Annotated in this window: 14 protein-coding genes; 1 reads left to right on the forward strand and 13 read right to left on the reverse strand. The window is 72.6% G+C overall.

Going from position 1 to position 18,841, the window contains the following annotated elements; genetic code table 11:
• Positions 1-183: 183 nt before the first annotated feature.
• The 9 genes from JOE38_RS13995 to JOE38_RS14035 form a co-directional block, all read right to left on the reverse strand.
• A complete protein-coding gene (locus JOE38_RS13995; RefSeq protein WP_204576825.1) occupies positions 184-2,076 on the reverse strand; it encodes a DUF4012 domain-containing protein in 1,893 nt (630 codons plus the stop codon).
• The gene (locus JOE38_RS14000) at positions 2,073-3,779 is read right to left on the reverse strand and encodes an O-antigen polymerase (protein WP_204576826.1); all 1,707 of its coding nucleotides are present in this window, start codon (positions 3,777-3,779) and stop codon (positions 2,073-2,075) included. The genes JOE38_RS13995 and JOE38_RS14000 overlap by 4 nt, the downstream gene beginning before the upstream one ends.
• A complete protein-coding gene (locus tag JOE38_RS14005) occupies positions 3,758-4,807 on the reverse strand; it encodes a polysaccharide pyruvyl transferase family protein (protein ID WP_204576827.1) in 1,050 nt (349 codons plus the stop codon). Before JOE38_RS14005 ends, JOE38_RS14000 begins: the two co-directional genes overlap by 22 nt.
• Entirely contained in the window at positions 4,804-5,994 is a 1,191-nt protein-coding gene (locus JOE38_RS14010; protein WP_204576828.1) for a polysaccharide transporter, read from the reverse strand. The genes JOE38_RS14005 and JOE38_RS14010 overlap by 4 nt, the downstream gene beginning before the upstream one ends.
• Positions 5,991-7,037 (reverse strand): glycosyltransferase family 4 protein, encoded by a 1,047-nt coding sequence (locus JOE38_RS14015; RefSeq protein ID WP_239545711.1) that lies wholly within the window; start codon positions 7,035-7,037, stop codon positions 5,991-5,993. Before JOE38_RS14015 ends, JOE38_RS14010 begins: the two co-directional genes overlap by 4 nt.
• Positions 7,037-8,167, reverse strand: a complete 1,131-nt coding sequence (locus JOE38_RS14020; RefSeq protein WP_204576830.1) for a glycosyltransferase — start codon at positions 8,165-8,167, stop codon at positions 7,037-7,039. Before JOE38_RS14020 ends, JOE38_RS14015 begins: the two co-directional genes overlap by 1 nt.
• Entirely contained in the window at positions 8,167-9,642 is a 1,476-nt protein-coding gene (locus tag JOE38_RS14025) for a sugar transferase (protein WP_012037405.1), read from the reverse strand. The genes JOE38_RS14020 and JOE38_RS14025 overlap by 1 nt, the downstream gene beginning before the upstream one ends.
• 85 nt (positions 9,643-9,727) lie before the next feature.
• On the reverse strand, positions 9,728-10,447 hold the full coding sequence (locus tag JOE38_RS14030) for an arsenate reductase/protein-tyrosine-phosphatase family protein (protein ID WP_015489425.1): 720 nt from the start codon (positions 10,445-10,447) through the stop codon (positions 9,728-9,730).
• A 9-nt stretch (positions 10,448-10,456) separates the two neighbouring features.
• Positions 10,457-11,869 carry a polysaccharide biosynthesis tyrosine autokinase gene (locus JOE38_RS14035; RefSeq protein ID WP_204576831.1) on the reverse strand — a complete coding sequence of 471 codons (1,413 nt, stop codon included), beginning with the start codon at positions 11,867-11,869 and terminating at the stop codon, positions 10,457-10,459.
• Positions 11,870-12,083: 214 nt separating this feature from the next.
• Between JOE38_RS14035 and JOE38_RS14040 the strand changes: the two genes are divergently transcribed.
• Entirely contained in the window at positions 12,084-14,360 is a 2,277-nt protein-coding gene (locus JOE38_RS14040; RefSeq protein WP_204576832.1) for an acyltransferase family protein, read from the forward strand.
• Between the two features lie 339 nt (positions 14,361-14,699).
• Here JOE38_RS14040 and JOE38_RS14045 read toward each other — a convergent pair whose 3' ends face one another.
• The 4 genes from JOE38_RS14045 to JOE38_RS14060 form a co-directional block, all read right to left on the reverse strand.
• Entirely contained in the window at positions 14,700-15,737 is a 1,038-nt protein-coding gene (locus tag JOE38_RS14045) for an acyltransferase family protein (RefSeq protein ID WP_204576833.1), read from the reverse strand.
• A gap of 91 nt (positions 15,738-15,828) precedes the next feature.
• The gene (locus JOE38_RS14050; RefSeq protein ID WP_204576834.1) at positions 15,829-16,539 is read right to left on the reverse strand and encodes an SGNH/GDSL hydrolase family protein; all 711 of its coding nucleotides are present in this window, start codon (positions 16,537-16,539) and stop codon (positions 15,829-15,831) included.
• Between the two features lie 200 nt (positions 16,540-16,739).
• The gene (locus JOE38_RS14055; RefSeq protein ID WP_204576835.1) at positions 16,740-17,792 is read right to left on the reverse strand and encodes an endonuclease/exonuclease/phosphatase family protein; all 1,053 of its coding nucleotides are present in this window, start codon (positions 17,790-17,792) and stop codon (positions 16,740-16,742) included.
• Between the two features lie 250 nt (positions 17,793-18,042).
• Positions 18,043-18,840 (reverse strand): dienelactone hydrolase family protein, encoded by a 798-nt coding sequence (locus JOE38_RS14060; RefSeq protein ID WP_239544840.1) that lies wholly within the window; start codon positions 18,838-18,840, stop codon positions 18,043-18,045.
• Position 18,841: the final 1 nt, after the last annotated feature.

The raw sequence follows: 18,841 nt of genomic DNA on the forward strand, positions 1-18,841 counted from the left end.
TGTGGTGGTGGTGCTGGGTGTCAACGTGTGCTCTCGGCCTGGATGATCCGCGGGGGCGGCGTGCGGGCGTGCGGGGGCGGGTGCGTCCCCCGGCGGCTCATCGAGCCTAGGGGGAGGGCATGACGGCCGCTAAGCCCCCATCCGGGGCGGGCGGTGCGACGTCGTCGGGCGGCGGGCGGCGGATCAGCCGCCCGTGGAGCAGGGGACCTGCGTGATCTCGGACTCGAGCGGACGCACGAGCGGCGTGTGCCGCAGCTCGAGCGGCCCCGGGGCGTCGGACGCCGGCATGGTGAACGTGACGTCGACCGTCTTCGTGTCCTGCGGCGCGAGCTCGGTGCGGATGCGGATCATGCCGCGCCCCATGTCGGTGCCGCGCGCCTCCTCCGTGGTGAGGTCGGCGTCCGTCTCCCAGCCGGTGACGGTGGATCCGACGGGGCCGTACACGAGCAGGTCGTCGAACTGGCGGCCCTTGGCCTTGCCGTCGAGGCCCGTGACGTACCGGGGCAGGCTCGTCGCGGCGTCGAGGGGCGCGATGCTCGTCATGTCGACCGACACCGTGTACGTGGTGGTGTCGTCGCAGGTCTCCGCCTGGATCCTCGACGCGGAGCGCAGGTAGTAGCTCATCTTGGATCCGGAGCCGATGTCGTTGAAGTACAGGCCGATCGCGGTGGCTTCCGAGTTGTCGTCCGGCAGCGCGCCGCTCAGCGGCCCGCCCTCGATGAGCGCCTGCTCCTCCGGCACCGTGCTCCACAGCAGGAGGCGGCGCTCGTCGATGGCCCGGTCGATCGCCGTGACCAGCGGCACGACGGGCGGGGTGTCGGTGACGAGCTTCGCGAAGATCGTGCTGGCCGCGCTCGCGAAGTAGCGGTCCTGCGCCAGGTAGTCGGGGTACTGGCTGTACACGGCGCCGAGGAGCGTGGGCACCGCGTTCTGGGCGTTGAGCTCGTCGCCGGTGGCCAGCGTGATCGGCCCGGTCGCCTCCAGCAGGTAGCTGAGCGCGATGGGGTCGAACGACAGGACGCCGTCGACCCGGTCGCCGATGTTGGCTTCCCAGTACGACTTGGCGAGGGCGCCCGAGGTGGGGAAGTCGGGGAACATCGTGATGTTCTGCTCGAACCGGTCCGAGCGCGGCTCGATGAGGCGCACGGTCTCGTCCGGGATGTCGCCCTGGCGCACGTTCCGCGGGAAGTCGTTGCTCGACGCCTGCTTCGCGATCCGCACGCTGCCGTCCTCGACGGTCAGCAGCACGAGCGCGGCCGGGTTGCCGCCCGTGGAGCGCACCTCCGCGTTGTTCTGGAACATCAGCAGGTAGTTGCGCGCGCCGTCGGCGCCGAGGAGGTCGGGCAGGATCCCCGTGACCTCGCGGAAGGTGCTCGCGGTCGCCTCGGTGCTCGTGAGCGTGTCGTCCATGAGGTCGACGTCGTCGGCCACCTGCGCCCAGAGGCTGTCGCGGTCGATCGTCTCGAGCTCGGCGCGGGCGCCGGCGAGGCCGTCGCTCGCGGTCTGCACGGTCTGGCCGAGGGAGCGGATCCCGTCGAGGTCGATGCGGCCGAGCACGGGCGTGAACGCCGAGAGCGAGACCTCCGTGGCGGGCGTGACGACGTCGGTCGCGAGCCGGTCGCTCGTGGCGGCCAGCACGCGCGCGGCGTGGAGGTTCGGGCCGACGAAGGGGATCCACTCGTAGGCGCCGAGCACGCCGTCGTCCGCGGCCTGGGCGGCCTTCGCGGTGTGGTCGCGGAGCTCGGCGGCGCCGGCCTTCGCGGTGTCGATGTCGCCCGCGAGGAGCGCGGTCTGCACCTGGTCGGAGAGCGGGAGCGCGTCGCGCAGCTCGGACTGGACGGTGTCGACGCGGGGGAGGATCAGCGCGGCCGAGACCGCGGTGCCGATCACGAGGACGCCGACGACGCCGACGGGGATCCAGAGGCGCTTGCGCTTCCACAGCGGGCGGCGGGTGCGGGACGCGTCGCGGTCCGCGTCGCGGTCCGCGCGGTCGGCGCGTCGGCTGCGGCCGCCCGTCGATCCGTCGGAGCGATCCGCGCCGTCGGCCGGGGGCAGGATGTCGTCGATGCCGCTCACCGGTCGGGCGTCCCGGTCACGGCCGGCCGTCCGGCCGGGAAGGCGCGGCCGTTGCCGATCGCGGGGCGGTCGCCCGCGGAAGCGGGACCGCCGACGGCACCGAGGCCGGCGGCACCGGCCCCGATGAGCGCCTGCTCGCGCACGGCCGCGGGCGCGGTCTCGTCGGGCAGCGGCACGGGCGCGCTGACCGGGCCGGTGACCTGCTTGCGCGTGGACGAGATCCAGAAGAACAGCAGGAGGATCACGAGCGACGCGATGCTCGTCGACATGCCCTGGTACGCGTCGCCGCGGATGAGGGAGAAGAGGTACGGCGTGACGACGACCGCGATGGCCGCGCCGAGGAGCCCGCGGCGGCGCATGCGTGCGCGGATGAAGAGGCCGGCCACGAGCCCGAGGAGCGCGCCGACGGCGACGACCCCGGGGATGCCGAAGTTCGAGAACGCCTCGCCGATGGCCGAGAGGCTCGTCTCGACGCGGTTGACGCCGTAGAACCGGGGCACGTACGTGGACGTGAACCACGTGTTGCCGCCGCCGAACGGCTTGTCCTCCCAGAGCCCGCGCGGGACGAACCAGGCCGGCACCGCGGCGTAGGTGGCGCCCCACTGGTAGACGAAGTCGGGCAGCGACGCGACCTCGTTGAGGCGGATGAGCACGTCGAACGGCCGGGTCTCGATGCCGCTGGTGAGGCGGTCGAGGAGGACGCCGAGCGGGTCCTGCGTGAGGCGGTCGAGCGAGCGGCCGTTGTCGAACGTGGACTCGCGGATGACGATCGAGTAGACCATCGCGACCACGGCCGTGACGCCGCCGATGAGGGCGATGGTGCGGAACCGGAACGGCTTCGGGCCGATCTGCTTGAGGATCAGGAACGGCAGGAACACGCCGATGATGAGCGGGCCACGGCCGCCGGCGGAACCGGCGCAGACCACGAGCACGAGGACGGCGACCAGGTTGACCCAGTTCCAGCCCTCGAGGCCCTTCTGCCGGCGCGCGAGCACGTTGTAGACGATCGCGATCTGCACGGGGATGTAGGAGAGGCCGATGAACGACTTGCCGGAGAGGAAGTCGCTCCGGTTGGCGAGGCCCGTCGTGTACGCCTGGATGCCGCCGGAGGAGAGCACCAGGTACACGAGGAGGCCGAGGGCCACGACCGAGGAGATGACCACGATCGCCTGCGACACCGACGTGTTGAACACGCGCTGCCAGCGCACCTGCGTGTCGGGGTCGACGAAGGCGGGACCGCCCGCGAGGGCGCTCTCCTCGAGGGCCTTCGCGTCCTCGCCGCCGCGGGAGACGCGGCGGGCCTCGCGGGCCACCGAGTAGTAGTAGATGACGAAGAACGCCGAGAAGAAGATCAGCGCCTCGATGAGCGCCGAGCTCGCCGCGAGCTGCAGCGTGGGGGAGAAGAAGCGCGTGTCGGCGATGGCGCCGGGGCTCGTCTCCATGCTGTTGGCGACCGTGAGCGGGCGGAGCACGAACAGCAGCAGGCCAGTGAAGGCCACGATGCCGCCCGGGGTGATCGGATCCCCGTTGGAGACCGTCTCCTTCACGAGCACGCCGACGAGCAGGATCGCGAGCACCGCGATCATGAACGGGTAGGAGAGCTCGTTGCCGAGCAGGGCCACGCCGCCGAGCGCGGCGAGGATGGTGAGCACCACGGCGGCCGCGAAGACCGCCGGGGTGGCTAGGCGGTACGTCGGACCCATGAAGTCATCTCCTCGAAAGCCGCGTCCAGGCGGGCGGTGGCGGCGACGAGCGCCGCCGCGGTGGTGGATGGGGCACCGGCGTCGGCCGGTGCGGCGATGGCGGTGCGGACCGCCCGGTCGAACGCGGGCTCCGTGCGCGTGCCGAACTCGGTCGTGAACGCCCCGACCTTGGTGGCGCCTCCGACGGCGACCACGGGCGTCTCGAGCATCGTACCGAGGTACATGGCGTGCATGCGAGAGGCGATGACGACCTCGCGGTCGGCCATGAGCTCGGCCGCGCGGCGCCAGCCGTGGTCGCCGGGCTCGGTCGTGAGCCGGGCGCGCACCTCGGGCTGCAGGGCGCCGGCGTCGGAGTCGTCGCCCTGGTCCATCGAGACGAAGACGACCTCGCCGAAGCGCTCCTCGAGGGCCTGCACGTCCGCGAGGGTGACCTGCGGGGAGTGCTTCGCGTTGAGGGCGACGACGGCGCCGCGGCGATGCGCGGCCGGCGCGGCCATGGCGGCGAGCTCGGGGGCGGCGAAGAGGCTGACGTCGGCGGCGACCTCGACGGGGAGCTTCGCGTACCCGGCGGCGCGGCCGGCGGAGTCGGGGTCGCGGGTCCAGACGCGGGCGCCGTCGAGCCCGGCGCGGAGGGCGAGGCGCGCGCGGCGGCGGGTGACGGGATCCGCGCCCACGCCGAACACGGCGAGCGGCGTGCGGCTGGTGCGCGCGATGAGCCCCGTGACGGCCATGAGGCGGGGGAGGCCCGCGAAGGGCCGGCCCGGCTGGTCGTCGGCGAGGAGCGTGCCTCCGCCGACGACGACGGCGTCGACCTGGCGCACGACGTCGGCGAGCGCGCGGACGCCGGAGACGCGGACGCGCTCCTCGGTGGAGTCGAGGCGCGCGGTCTGCCCGAAGTCGGCGATCACGGTCTCGTGGCCGGCCCGGCGGAGCCGCTCGGACAGCGCGTCGGTGAGGAAGGCGTCCCCGAGGTTCTGCGGGTGGCCGGACGCGAGGGTGCGGTCGGCGGAGACGATGAGGGTCCTCATGCGTCCTCCTTCCTGACGGTGCGGTGGCGGTGGCGGATGAGGAGCGCGGCGATGGCGGCGCTCAGGACGAGCTCGGCGGCGAGCGTGACGCCGGCGAGGAGGGCGGGGCCGGCCGTGAGGGCGGCGACGAGCGTGAGGGCCACGGCGACGACGCCCGTGACGATGGTCGCGGTGAGCCGCACGCGCACGAGGCCGGAGCCCATCGCGTAGGCCATGAGCGCGTAGTTGCCGAACTTCGGGGCGACCGAGAGGAGGACCACGAGGAAGATCGCCTGGTCGAACGCGTCGCCGCCGAAGACCTGCTCGACCGGTCCGCGGAGGAGCGCGAGGATCCCGGCGAGCACGAGGCCGCCGAGCGCGAACCGCCACCAGTAGGCGCGCGCGGGGCGGACGGCGGCGCGGATCCGCGGGATCAGCTGCTGCGAGAGCGTGGCCGGCAGGACCTCGAGCGGCTGCACGACGCGGTAGGCGAGCGCGAGAGGCGTGACGGCGTCGACCCCGAGGATCGCGGTGCCGAGCACGAGCGGCGCCTGCGAGTAGAGGGCGCTGAGGGATCCGGAGAGGCCGAACTCGAGGATCTGCGGGAACACGCGCACGGGCTCGTCGCTCGTGGTGGCGAGGTCGCGGCGGACGGCGATCCAGGTGCCCGCGGTGACGACGAGCGACACGATCGGGAAGGCCAGCAGCACGAGGATCTCGGGCACGAGCACGGCGATCGCGAGCGGCACGGCCTTCAGCACCACGAGCGCGAGGTCGGGGAAGGCGTAGGAGGCGTCGCGGCGGCCGACGAGCAGGGGCGCGCGGATCGTGCGGGTGAGCGAGTCGAGCACCTGGCTGACGCCGAGCGCGACGAGCAGCAGCACGGCCTCGCCCGGGATCGAGGACGCGGCCGCGACCGTGATCAGCACCGCGACGGCGGCGCCCAGCGAACCGAGCCCGGCGTGGAAGCCGACCGCGCGCGTGTGCACGCTCCGGGTGAGGCGCGTGCGCGGCAGCGACAGCAGGAAGTTCGCGGCGCCCGAGTCGGTGATGATCGCGAACGAGCTGAGCAGCGCGAAGCCGGTCACGAGCGCGCCCTGGGCCGACCCCTCCGCCAGGCGCGTCAGGACCACGAGCAGCACCAGCTGGAGCACGCGCGTGAGCCCTGCGGCTCCCGTGGGGAGCAGCAGCCCGATCCGCCGGATCATCGCGTGCCGATGCTCTGGTAGGCGTCGTGGACGGTCTGCGCGGAGGTGCGCCAGTCGAAGCGACAGGTGACGGCGCGGCGGATGCGGGCGGCCTCCTCCTCCTCGAGCGGCGCGGCGGCCGCGAGCCGGGCGAGCGCCGCGGTGATGGCGGACGTGTCGGCGGGGGAGAAGTAGTCGGCGTCGCCCTCGCAGATCCAGTGGAAGACGGGGATGTCGGACACGGCGAGGCGCGCGCCCGCGACCATCGCCTCGACGAGCGGCAGGCCGAAGCCCTCCGCGAGGCTCGGGAAGACCACGCCGCGCGACGCCGCGTAGAGCACGGCGAGCTCGTCGTCGGTCACGTAGCCGGCCAGCTTGATGTCGTCCGACTCGGCCATGTCGACGTCGCCGAAGACGGCGCTCTTCGCGCCCACGAGCACGAGGGGGGCCGCCGCGCGGGTCTCCGCCGGCAGCTCGAGGTACGCCTCGGTGAGGCGCTTCAGGTTCTTGCGCGGATCCATGCTGCCGACCGCCAGCAGGTACCCGCCGTCGGTCACGCCGAACCGCTCGAGCACGCGGGCGCGCTCCTCGGCCCCGCGCGGCTCGCCGAACACGGGGCTCGGCGCGTTGGGCGCGACCACGACGGGCGCGCTGGAGAGGCCGAGCTCGCGCACCTGCTCGGCGACGGGCTCGCTCACGGTGACGATGACGCGCGCGTCGCGCAGGTTGGCGCGCAGCAGCGGGACGTGGGTCACGACGTACTCGCGGCTGTACCATTCGGGGTTCGTCAGCACGAAGAGGTCGTGCACGACCACGATGTGGCGGCGGTGGACGAGCGGCGCCCGGCTCGTGAGCGAGAGCAGCACGTCCTGGCGCGTGATCCACGGCAGGGTCGTCTGCACCCAGAGCCAGCTGCGCGCGCCGGACGACGCGACCCCGTCGGACGGCGTGGCGCGCGTGACGCCCTGCTTGCCCTCGAGGGCGCGGGCGATCTCGGTCGCGTAGCGCTGCTGGCCGGTGACCCGCTGCCCCGCGTAGGCCTCGTTGACGACGAGCCGGCGCATCACGCGGCCGCCCCGTCGAGCCGGGCGCCGTCGTGGCGGACCCAGGAGGCGATGCGGCGCTCGAACACGGCCGCGTCGAAGTCGGCGGAGCGGCGGACGCTGTCGGCGGGATCCAGCGCGGCGGCGCGCGCCACGGCGTCGGCGAGGCCGGCGCCCTCCCAGTCGTGCACGTGCACGCCGGTGACGCCGTCGACGACGCTCTCGGTCGCGCCGCCCACGTCGGTGACGAGCACGCGGGCGCCCGCGGCCATCGCCTCGACGGGCATGATCCCGAAGTCCTCGACCGCGGGGAAGACGTACGCGAGCGCGCGCTGGTACAGCGTGTAGAGCAGGGCGTCGCTCGGCCGCGGGACGATCGTGACGGGCACGCGCGCGGCGTCGGCCTGCGCCCGCAGCTCGTCGGCGAGCGGGCCGGATCCGGCGAGCACGACGGGCACGCCGGCCGCCTCGCCCGCGCGGATCACCAGGTCGAGCCGCTTGTACGGCACGAAGCGGCTGGCGCCGAGGAGGAACGACTCCGGCAGCGCGGCGGCGAGCGCGGCGTCGGATCCGGTGAGCTCGCCCTCCCAGGACGCGGTGTCGCGGATCGCGGTCGCGTCGACGGGCGGGTGGATGACCTGCGCGTCCACGTCCCACGCGGCGCGGATGCGGTCGCGCACGAACGCGCTGTTCGCGGCGACCTCGGCGCGGGACGCCTGCGCGCGCCGACGGTCGAGCGCGCGGAGCGGGGGAGCGGCGGCCTTGACGAGCGGGTTCGCGCCGCGCTGGTCGAGGTCGGGGGTCCAGAGGTAGCGGGCGGGGCTGTGCACGTACACGTGGCGCCGGGTGCCCTGGCCGCCGTGCCCGAGGTGGTGCGCGAACAGGTGCGAGCTGGCGAGGGTCCACTCGTAGGCGGACAGGTCGACCGAGCTCCACGTGAGCGGCATGAACGGCAGCGCCAGCGGCTTGCGCTTGCGCAGCGGCGTGCGGGCGATCCAGCTCTCCCGCACCGGCCGGTCGCCGAAGCGGCCCGGGTCGTCGTTCCAGAGCGTGAAGAGGTCGGCGTCGGGGAAGGCGTGCGCGAACGCGTCGAACACCTTCTCGGATCCGCCGGACCTCTCGATCCACTCCTGGACCAGCAGCCCGCCCATCAGACGGCCCCGTCCGCGCCGAAGACGGCCTTGAACGTGCGGGCGAGGATGATGATGTCGCCCGTGAGCGACCAGTTCTCCACGTAGTAGAGGTCGAGGCGGATGGCGTCCTCCCACGAGAGCGAGGAGCGGCCGGAGACCTGCCAGAGGCCGGACATGCCGGGCTTGATGAGGAGGCGTCGGCGGGCGGCGCTGTCGTAGAGCGCGACCTCGCCCTCGCGCTGCGGGCGCGGGCCGATGAGGCTCATGGATCCGAGGAGCACGTTGAGGAACTGCGGCAGCTCGTCGAGCGAGTAGCGGCGGAGGACGCCGCCGACCTTCGTGATGCGCGGGTCGTCGGTGACCTTGAACAGCGGGGTGTCTGCCGTGCCCTGCTGCTCGAGCAGCGCGAACAGCTCGGCGTCGGCGTTCATGCGCATCGAGCGGAACTTGAGCATGTGGAACGGCTCGCCGTTGAGGCCGATGCGCTCCTGCTTGTAGAAGACGTCGCCCTTGCTCGTGGCCTTGATGAGGATCGCGAGGATCAGGAACACGGGGCTCAGCACGATGAGCGTGATGCCGGAGACGACGATGTCGAACAGGCGCTTGGAGAGGAGCTTGCGCCCCTCGAAGCGCGGCGTCTCCACGTGGATGAGCGGGAGGCCGGCGACCGGGCGGGTGTGGATGCGCGGGCCGCCGATGTCGGTGAGCCCCGGAGCCATGACGAGGTGGTGGCGGCCGGGCTCGAGCGACCAGCTGAGCTCGCGGATCCGCTCGGGCGGCAGCTCGTCGCTCGACGTGAGCACGAGGGTGTCGGCGCCCAGGCGCTCCAGCTCCACGAGCGCGTCGTCCGCGTTGCCGACCACGGGCACGTCGAGGCCGGGCAGACGCGAGGGCCGGGCGTCACCGGTGAGGCACGCGCCCACCACGCGGTAGCCGGCCTTCGGGGCGCGGGCGAGGGTCGTGGCGGTGTGGGTCGTGCTCTCGAGGGACCCGACCAGCAGGATCAGCGAGGAGAACTCGCCGCGGCGACGCTGGGCCGAGAGCCACACGCGCCAGAGCGTGCGCGAGAGCAGCAGGAGGACGAGGCCGAGAGGCAGGCCCGTGACGATGTAGCCGCGCGCCAGGTCGATCTTCACGAGGAAGGCGACGATGGCGATGATCCCGAAGAGCCGCAGCGTCGCGTCCGCGACCTGCTTGTACTCCTGCGTGCCCGTGCCGACGATGCGGTAGTCGCGCGTGCTGTAGACCGTGAGGACGAACAGCCACGCGAGGATCAGCACGACCGAGACCATCGTGTAGGTCACGGCCACGCCCTGGGCGTTGCCGCCGAGGTCGACCGTGCCCGCCGTGGTGCCGAACCACAGGAACTGCACGCCGAAGGTCGTGAGGATGATGACGATCGCGTCGCTCAGCGCCAGGCGCCGGGCGTAGACGACCCGCCAGCGTGACCCCTCCTGGGCCTCGTCCGTGCGTCGTGTCTGTTGCGTGTCCACTGGTCCCCCGGGGCAGGCGGCTCCGATCGGGAGCCGGTGGTGTCTGATGGAGCGGCGTGCGCTCGCGTGTGCGGTGGCGGGCTGTTCAGCCCCGGAGGCGGGGCGCGTCGGTGCGGGTCACGGCCCGCACCGACTCGAGGATCGACTCGATGGCGCCCCCCGCCTGCTCGCCGGAGGCGTCGTACGTGGCCTGCGACCGGCGGTACGGGTCGACCACGTCGTAGTCGTCCTCCTGTGCGGGTGGCAGGGTCACGCCGCGCTGGGCAGCCACGAGCGGGATGAGCGCCCGCAGCTGCTCCGGCACGTCGCCGTCGCAGGCGATGTGCTTCTCGTCCCCGGTCACCTCGACGAGGTGCTCGAAGAGCGCGGCGAACTCGCGGATCGTGAAGGTGAAGCGGTTGGCGCGGGGCACCGCGCGCACGACGGCGCTGCGGTGCTCGCGCGCCATGGTGAGCACCAGGTCGACGCCCTGGATGATGCCGGGCGTGAGGAACCTCGCCTGGTGCTCGCTCGGGTCCCCGCCGTAGCGGACGGACAGCTCGGCCGCCTGCTCCGGCATGCGCTGCCCCTCGGCCGCGATCGTGCCGGCGCTGGAGAAGCGCACGACCGAGTCGGCCTCGGCGGCGTGGCCGCCGAAGATCGCCCGAACCCGGGCCCGGAGGACCTGCTCGGCGAGGGCGGAGCGGCAGATGTTGCCCGAGCAGACGAACAGGACGCGGAACGAGCCGTCGTCGACGCCCTCGGAGGATGCGTCGCCGAGGGCCGCGCGTGCGGCCCTGCGGCTCGTGGGGGGGAGTTCCGACATGGAGGGGAGCTACGCCTTGATCTTCTCGATGGGCGCCTTGGACTTGTTGCCGTCCTCGTCCTCCGTGTACCCGTACCCGTAGCCGTAGTGGCCGTAGCCGTACGCGTCCGGGCCCTTGGTGGGGAGCATGGTGATCACGAGGCCGAGCACGTCCGCGCCCACGTTGGTGAGGTTCGCGATGGCGCTCTTCAGCTGCGTGCGGTGCGTGCGGCCCGCCGCGACGACGACGATCGCGCCGCCGGCGTTCTTGGACAGGATCGCCGCGTCGGTGACGGGCAGCAGCGGCGGGGCGTCGATGAGCACCACGTCGTAGCGCGCCTCGAGGTCCTGCAGCAGTCGCGCCATTCCCTGCGAGCCGAGGAGCTCGGACGGGTTCGGCGGGATCTGGCCGGCGGGGAGGATCGAGAGCATGCCCGAGCCCCAGGGCTGGATGACGTCCTCGATCTCGGCGCGGCCGATGAGGATGTCGGTGAGGCCCACGGCGCCCTCGAGGCCCATGTAGGAGGCGAGGCGCGGACGGCGGAGGTCGGCGTCGATGAGGACGACCTTGATGCCGGAGTCGGCCAGCGCCAGCGCGAGGTTGGAGCTGGTGGTCGACTTGCCCTCGCCCTGGATCGAGGAGGTGATGACGAAGCTGCGCGAGCGGCCGCCGAACTCCAGGAACTGCAGGTTCGTGCGGAGGCTGCGGAAGGACTCGGCGCGGGGGCTGCGCGGGTCGTCCTGGACGATGAGGGGACGCTCGGTCGCCTTCGGGTCGTACGCGATGCCGCCGAGGATGGGCTTGGTCGTGACGAGCTCCACGTCGCGCTCCCCGCGGATGCGGTTGTCGAGCGTCTCGCGGAGGAGGCTGACGCCCACGCCGATGAGGAGGCCGATGAGCGCGCCGACGATGATGTTGACGGGCAGGTTCGGCGAGGACGGCGACTCGGGGATCTCGGCCTGCTCGAGCTGCGTGATCTGCACCTGCGGCGTGCCCTCGATGGTCTCGGGGACGAGCGTCCCGACGACCGTGGTGAGGCTCGCGCCGATGGCGTCCGCGAGGGTCGCGGCGTCCTGGCGGGACTGGTCCTTGACCGTGATGTCGATGATCGTGGTGTCGAGCGGCGCGGAGGCGCGGACCGACTCGGCGAGCTCGCGCGACGTCATGTCGAGGCCGAACTCGTCGATCACGGGCTGGAGCACGGCGCGGGTCGTGACGACGTCCGCGTAGCTCTTCACCGCCTGGGTGATGAAGTTGTTGCCCTGCTGGAGGTCCTGCACGCTGCCCGAGCTGCTCTGGGCGACGTACATCTTGGTGGATGCCTCGTACTCGGGGGTCTGGAGGAGGGAGAAGGCCGCCGCGGCGCCCACCCCGACCAGGAGCGTCAGGATGATGAGCACCGCGCCCCTACGCAGCATCCGAATGAAGTCACGGAGCGCCATAACTTAGAACCCTTCCCCAAAAGCACACAGGCGCGGAGTGTCCGCATACGTGGGATATCCACAGCCTCGGCTGTCTATCATCACACAGCTCACGAGTGGTGCTAGCAGCCCGGAACGCCCCCGTCCGGGGCATGGTAGGCCCTGTGACGCCCTGTTAGGGTCGCTCAGACAGCAGTGCTGCACGGCGGTACACGAGTGAGTAGGGACCTGGGCCATGAGCTCGCAGACATTTCGCCGGGGCACGCCCGCGCTCCCGGACCCGTCGGAGCTCCGCTCCGCGCCGGACGACAAGAACCCACCACCTGAGGGGGATTCGCCGACGGTGAACCGGGGCTTCCGCCCGGACGTCGAGGGCCTCCGCGCCCTCGCCGTGGTCGCCGTCATCGTCGACCACCTCTTCGACTGGCCGTCCGGCGGCTTCGTGGGCGTCGACGTCTTCTTCGTCATCAGCGGCTTCCTCATCACGGGCCTGCTGCTCAAGGAGTACGAGCGCACCAAGACGATCTCGTTCCTCGACTTCTACAAGCGCCGCGTCCGCCGCATCATGCCGGCCGCGCTCCTCGTGCTCGTGGTCTCCACGGCCGTCTCGTTCCTCGTCTTCAACGTGGTGCGCGCGCAGGCCAGCCTGTGGGACGCGATCTGGTCGGCCCTGTTCGTCTCCAACTGGCACTTCGCCAGCGCCGGCACCGACTACTTCGCGTCCGACGGCCCCATCTCGCCGTTCCGCCACTACTGGTCGCTCTCGGTCGAGGAGCAGTTCTACCTCGTCTGGCCCGTGCTGATCTTCCTGGTCATCACGTTCGCCCGCCGCCGCACCCCCAAGAACCGCGTCAAGCGCGCCCGCCTGTTCACGCAGACGATCGGCATCACGGTCGGCGTCCTCATCGTCGCGTCGCTCGCGTGGGGCTTCTACGAGACCTCGGCCCGCCCGACGGTCGCGTACTTCTCCACCTTCTCCCGCGCGTGGGAGCTCGGCATCGGCGCGCTCCTCGCGATCTTCGCCGCGCGGATCGCCACGCTGCCCGCCACGATCCGCCCCGTGCTCGGCTACGTCGGCCTCGCGGGCATCGTCGCGTCCTTCTTCCTCGTCTCCGGCGACAACGCCTTCCCCGTGCCCTTCGGCCTGCTGCCGGTCGTCGCGACCGCGCTCGTCATCGCGTCGGGCATCGGCGGGGTGTCGAAGGCCATGGTGCCGATCACGAACCCCGTCACCACCTACATCGGCCGGCTGTCGTTCTCGCTCTACCTCTGGCACTTCCCGGCGATCATCCTGCTGGCGTCGCTCCTCGGCACCGGCACCCCCGAGTACTACGGCGCCGCGATCGGCGCGACGCTCGTGCTGGCCGTCGCGTCGTTCCACCTCGTCGAGGACCCGATCCGCCGCTCCAGCTGGCTCGACCCCAAGAAGGCCGGCCGCCGGTCCTCCGCGGCGCAGCTGAAGATGACCGTCGCGGCGCTCTCCGTCGTCGCGGTCGCCGTGGTGGGCGTCGTCGCGGTGGCCGTCGTGCGCGACGATCCCAGCGACCAGAGCCAGCTCGGGAGCGGGACGCCGAGCACCGGCGGGACCGCCGCGCCCGTCGAGGCGACCGGCACCGCGCTCGCGACCCGGGGCGAGCAGATCACCGCCGCCCTCGGCTCGGACGAGTGGCCCGCGCTGGATCCCGCCGTCGAGTCGTTCGGCGACTTCGGGCGCGACGTCATCGCGCCCGAGTGGGCGAAGGACGGCTGCCTCGGCGCCGACCTCGCCAAGGAGAAGGACGCGGTGAAGAACGCCGAGCACTGCGTCTACGGCAACCAGGCGGCGGGCCCGGAGAAGACCGCGGTCATCTTCGGCGACTCGCTCGCGATCAGCTACGCGCCCATGCTCCGCACGAGCCTCGGTGACGACTGGAAGGTGCGCGTGCTCACGATGGCGCGCTGCCCCGCGTCCACGGTCACGAGCACGGACACCGACGGCTCCGAGTACACGGAGTGCACGGACTTCCGGAACTGGGCGCTCGGCGAGATGAACGCCACGAAGCCCGCGCTCATCCTGATGAGCGAGGCCGTCGACAACTCCTACCTGTCGAGCAAGGCCACGGGCGGCGCCGCCGACCGCGAGTGGCAGGCCGGCGCGCTCACCACGATGAACTCGCTGAAGACCGCCGCGTCCAACGTGATCGTCCTGTCCCGCCCGCCGGCAGCCACGGCCCTCGTGGAGTGCAAGACGCCGACGAGCTCGCCGAGCGACTGCCAGTCCACGGTGTCGCCGTCGTTCATCAGCCACGCCCGCACGATGGAGGCAGCGGCGACGGAGGTCGGCGCGCCGGTCCAGTTCATCAACACGCAGGGCTGGTTCTGCAGCCAGGGCACGTGCCCGGCGTTCGTGAACGGCATCCCCGTGCGCGGCGACACGTCGCACCTCACGGCCCGTCAGTCGCAGGACCTCGCGCCGATCATGTCGGACGTCCTCGCGCCGCTCGGCATCGGCGCCGCCCCGGCCGCCGGCTGACCCGCCCGCACCACCGCACGCCACGACGGGCGCTCCTCCTCACGGAGGGGCGCCCGTCGTCGTGCACCCGGCGGCGTGCGGCCGTCGACGTGCGTGATGCTCGCCTCGCCGCCCGCGCGTGTGGCCCGTAGGGCGGCGCGCCTGCGGGCAGGCGGATGCCCCACACCGCAGCGCAGGCGAGGGCGCCCCGGGGGGGGGGGCGAGCCCGCGCCGCACGGAGCCGTCGCCGTCCGGAGCCGACGCGGCTCGGAGCCGACGCGGCCCGGAGCCCGTCGAGGTCCGGAGCCCGTCGAGGTCCGCAGTCCGGTCACGCCCGGCGGGGGATCCGCGAGGGAGGGTCTAGCCCCGCGGCGCCTTCGCGGCCGACGAGCGGCTCGTGAGGCGGCGGGCGACGCCGATGAACGGCAGCTCCACGAAGCGGTGCACGAGCCAGGAGACGACGAGCGTGACGGCGATGGCGGCGATCACCCGCACGATCCCCTCGGGCACGTCGACGGCCCGCATCACGCGGTAGGCCAGCGGGTGCAGGAGGTACGCGGCGTAGGAGATCGCGCCGAGCCAGATGAGCACGCGCGAGTGCGCCGCCCGCCGCGTGGCGTAGAAGGCGAAGAACAGGCCGAGGCCGAGCAGGAACGACACGGCGTAGTCGAACGGCGGCCACGCCGCGTCCTGCCCGCCGTTGAGGTAGGTGAACAGCGGCACGCCCACGACACCCGCGACGAGCAGGCCGCGCCAGGCGGTGGATCCGTCGCGGTCGCGCAGGTGGATCGCGTGCCCGAGCGACGCCGTGTAGAGCAGCAGCGGCAGGGTCCAGGGCAGCTCGCGCTCCAGCACCCGGCCGGCGATCGCCGCGGCGACGAAGCCCGCGAGCCAGACGTAGCCCATGACCACGCTGCGGTCGAGGCGGCCGATGAGCTTCGCGACGAGGGACTGGCCGTAGAAGATCAGCTCGATGCCGAGGGTCCAGGCCGTCGGCACGATCGTGAAGATGCCCACGGCGCCCTGCACCATGAGCACGTTCGCCATGATCACGAGCGGGCCGCCCAGCTCGCCGTCGCCCGTGGTCGCGACCCACAGCATCATCAGGCCGAGCACGAGCCAGTAGAGCGGGAAGAGCCGGTACAGGCGGCGCACGAGGAAGGTGCGGGTGTCCTGCCGCTGGAGGCTCAACGGGATGACGTAGCCGCTGACGAGGAAGAACGCGACGACGCCCACGCGCCCCGCGTCCACCCACTGGCGGCTGAAGTCCTCGAACGCCGGGTACTCCGCGGCGATGAGGTGCTGCAGCACCACGATGAACGACGCGACGCCGCGGACCGCCTCGAGGAACTCGATCTTCCGACCGGTCTCGCTCTTCACTGTCACGGTGCTGGTCACGCGGGCTCTCCTCTGGTGCGGGCGCGACGCTTCGGAGGCACCGATTCGACCCTAACCGCCGGGTCGTCGGCGGGCGGGCGGGGGGATGCCCCTACTTCTGGGCGCCGTCGTCGAGGACCTCGGTGCGGATGAACTTGCGCACCTCCGCGCCCATGAGCTTGTAGCCGGTCATGTTCGTGTGGATCCCGTCGCGGAAGAACTCGGTCCGCCACTTCATGTCCTTGTTCGTGAGGTTCTTCCACGGGTTGAAGAAGTGGAAGCCCTGCGCGTCGGCGAACTCCTCGAGGTGCGCGTTGACCGCGGGCGGCGTCTCGGGCTCGGCGTTCTGCGGCGGGATCCCGAGGATCACCGTCTCCTTCGGCGCGAGCTTCTCGACCGTCTGCAGGATGTCCGCGTCGAGCTGCGTCTCCGGCACGCCGGCGATGCGGTTGTTGGTGCCGATCATGATGAGCGCGACGTCGACGTCCTCGACGGTGGGCGTGTTCGCGGCCATGACCGTGCTCGTCGCGCCGTCGGTGCCCCAGCCGCCCGCGAAGGTCAGCGGGTCGCCCACGACGTAGTCGACGTAGGCCATGCCCTGGTCGATGCCCTGGGGCAGCGTGCCGACGAAGCCGTTCGTGTTCGAGTCGCCCATCACGACGATCCGGACCATGTCCTCGGGCGCCGTCGTGGCGGACGCGCCGGGCGCGGGCTCGCCCTCGGTGGCGGTGGGGGCGGGCTGCGGCGCGCTGGTGCACCCGGCGAGCAGGAGGACGGCGGCGAGGGCGCTGACGGCGCCCCGGGCCATGCGACGTGCGGGCATAGGTGTTCATCCGATCGTGGAGGGGTCCGCGGCAGCGGCGAGCCGGTGACCCCGTCAGCCGCTGCGATCACGGGGCCGCTCGGAAACCATTGTGGCATGCGGTTTCCATCGTCCCGGTGGCGGCGTGGCGGACCGCCGATCCGCGGAGGGCGTGATCGGGCACCCGGCCGACGAGCGGCCGGGCCTCGCTGGGGTGCGGCTCAGGCGGTGCGCGCGAGGCGCACGAGCGCCTGCACGGCGGCGTGATCGGAGGGCGAGCGGCCCTCGAACGTGTACGGGTTGATGGCCGAGTCGACCACCTCGACGCCGTCGCCCGCGAGGATCCAGTCGATGCGCTCGCCCTCGGGCACCGGGTCGCCGTAGGCCGTGAACGTGCCGATGCCGGGGGTCGCGTGGTGCGCGGCCGTGGTCCAGGTGTCGGCGAGGCCGGCGTCGCGGGTGAGGATGTCGTACGCCGCGGACTCCTCGGCCGGGGCGTTGAAGTCGCCCGTGACGACGACGGGCGCGCCGGACGCGACCTCCTGCAGCCGCTCGGTGATGAGGTCGGCGCTCTTCACGCGCGCGAGCTCGGACTCGTGGTCGAGGTGCGTGTTGAGGTGCACGAACTCGGCGCCGCTGCGGCGGTCGCGGAAGCGCGCCCACGTCGCGATGCGCGTGGTGCTGCAGCCCCAGGAGCGGGATCCGATGAGCTCCGGCAGGTCGGACAGCCAGAACTGGTCCCACGCGACGACGTCGAGGCGGCGCTCGTCGTAGAAGATCGCGCTGTACTCGCCGCCGGACCCGCCGTCGCGGCCGTAGCCGAGCATGCGGTGGTGGGGGAGCGCCCGGGCGATGGCGGGGAGCTGGGCCGAGAGGGCCTCCTGCACGCCGAGGACGGTGGGCTGCTCGAGCTGGAGGAAGCGGGCGAGCACGGGCTCGCGGTCGGCCCAGTGGTCGGGATCGCCCGGCTCGGTCGAGGGGCGGGCCAGGCGGATGTTGCAGGTCATGACGTGCACGAGGTCGCCCTCGGCCGAGCCGATGGTCGCCTGCTGGGGCGGGGCGGGAGCGAGCTGCGTCGCTGCCGCCGGACGAGACGGAGGGGGGTCGGCCTCCGCGGTGCCGTCCGGACCGTCCGTCGTGGTGGTCGTCTCGTCCGCGCGCGGGCGCTCGAGGAGCGCCGTGCCGGAACCTCGGGTGGGCCGCCCGACGCCGGGATCGGAGGATCCGGCACCGTCGAACAGGTCGCGTCGGCTGAATCCGCCGCTGGCCATCATGGAGATCTCCTCGGGTCGCACGTGTCTCGCATGATCAGCCTGCGCGACGGGACCCCTGCGGGGACCAACGGCGCATGGCGGATGCGTGAACTGCACGGACAGGTCTACGCGAGGGGTGCGGGGATGGCAACCCGGGGGCGGCGTGTCGGCCGGTCGCGGAGGTTTCCACCAGCCCGCGCATGGCCCGTGGACAGACGCGCGCCCCGCCGGCGGGTGCCGACGGGGCGCGCTGCGACGCGGGGAGAGGTGGTCAGCCCAGGTGCTCGGCGAGGAAGTCCGTGAGCGCGCGCCACGAGCGGCGCTCGGCGCGGTCCTGGTACTGGGCGCCGTGCTCCGGCGAGTCGACGCCCGGCACGGAGAACGCGTGCAGGGCGCCGCTGTAGGTGACGACCTGCCAGTCGATCACGGGACGCGTGCGCATCTCGGCCTGGAACGCGGCCACCTTCTCGTCGGGGACGATCGGGTCGTCCGCGCCCGTGAGGACGAGGATCGCGGCCTTCACGTCGGCGACGTCGGCGGGCTCGTGCACCACCAGGTTGCCGTGCAGCGAGATCGCGGCCTTGATCTCGGCGCCCGCCCGGGCGACCTCGAGCGAGGCGCTGCCGCCGAAGCAGTAGCCCATGACGGCGATGCGCGACGGGTCGACGTCGGGCTCGGCCGCCAGGCGGTCGATCCCGGCCTGCACGCGGGCGCGCATGAGCGGGAGGTCGGCGTAGAAGGACCCGGCGACCTGGCCGGCCTCCTCGGGGCCGGGGCGCACGTCGCGGCCGTAGACGTCGGCGGCTAAGGCGACGTAGCCGAGGCGCGCGAGCATCTGGATCCGTGCGGCCACGTGCCCGCCGACGCCGAACCAGTCGTGGATCACGAGCACGGCCGGGCGACGCCCGCTCTGCGCGGCGTCGCGGGCGAGGAGCCCCTCGAGCTCGGTGCCCTCGTGGTCGTACAGCACCGGTCCCATCTGGATGTCGGCGCCCGCGGGCAGCGGCACGCGCTCCGTGAGCTCGGCGAGGGACGGCGACCAGAAGGGGGGCGATGCGGGGTCGGTCATG

This window comes from Clavibacter michiganensis (genome assembly GCF_016907085.1).
Lineage (GTDB): Bacteria > Actinomycetota > Actinomycetes > Actinomycetales > Microbacteriaceae > Clavibacter > Clavibacter michiganensis_O.

Coding starts and splice junctions, on each gene's coding strand:
- JOE38_RS14055 (WP_204576835.1), bottom strand. CDS start 17,792: ATGATGGCCAGCGGCGGATTCAGCCGACGCGACCTGTTCGACGGTGCC.
- JOE38_RS14000 (WP_204576826.1), bottom strand. CDS start 3,779: ATGGGTCCGACGTACCGCCTAGCCACCCCGGCGGTCTTCGCGGCCGCC.
- JOE38_RS14035 (WP_204576831.1), bottom strand. CDS start 11,869: ATGGCGCTCCGTGACTTCATTCGGATGCTGCGTAGGGGCGCGGTGCTC.
- JOE38_RS14020 (WP_204576830.1), bottom strand. CDS start 8,167: ATGGGCGGGCTGCTGGTCCAGGAGTGGATCGAGAGGTCCGGCGGATCC.
- JOE38_RS14040 (WP_204576832.1), top strand. CDS start 12,084: ATGAGCTCGCAGACATTTCGCCGGGGCACGCCCGCGCTCCCGGACCCG.
- JOE38_RS14010 (WP_204576828.1), bottom strand. CDS start 5,994: ATGATCCGGCGGATCGGGCTGCTGCTCCCCACGGGAGCCGCAGGGCTC.
- JOE38_RS14030 (WP_015489425.1), bottom strand. CDS start 10,447: ATGTCGGAACTCCCCCCCACGAGCCGCAGGGCCGCACGCGCGGCCCTC.
- JOE38_RS14005 (WP_204576827.1), bottom strand. CDS start 4,807: ATGAGGACCCTCATCGTCTCCGCCGACCGCACCCTCGCGTCCGGCCAC.
- JOE38_RS14050 (WP_204576834.1), bottom strand. CDS start 16,539: ATGCCCGCACGTCGCATGGCCCGGGGCGCCGTCAGCGCCCTCGCCGCC.
- JOE38_RS14060 (WP_239544840.1), bottom strand. CDS start 18,840: ATGACCGACCCCGCATCGCCCCCCTTCTGGTCGCCGTCCCTCGCCGAG.
- JOE38_RS14015 (WP_239545711.1), bottom strand. CDS start 7,037: ATGCGCCGGCTCGTCGTCAACGAGGCCTACGCGGGGCAGCGGGTCACC.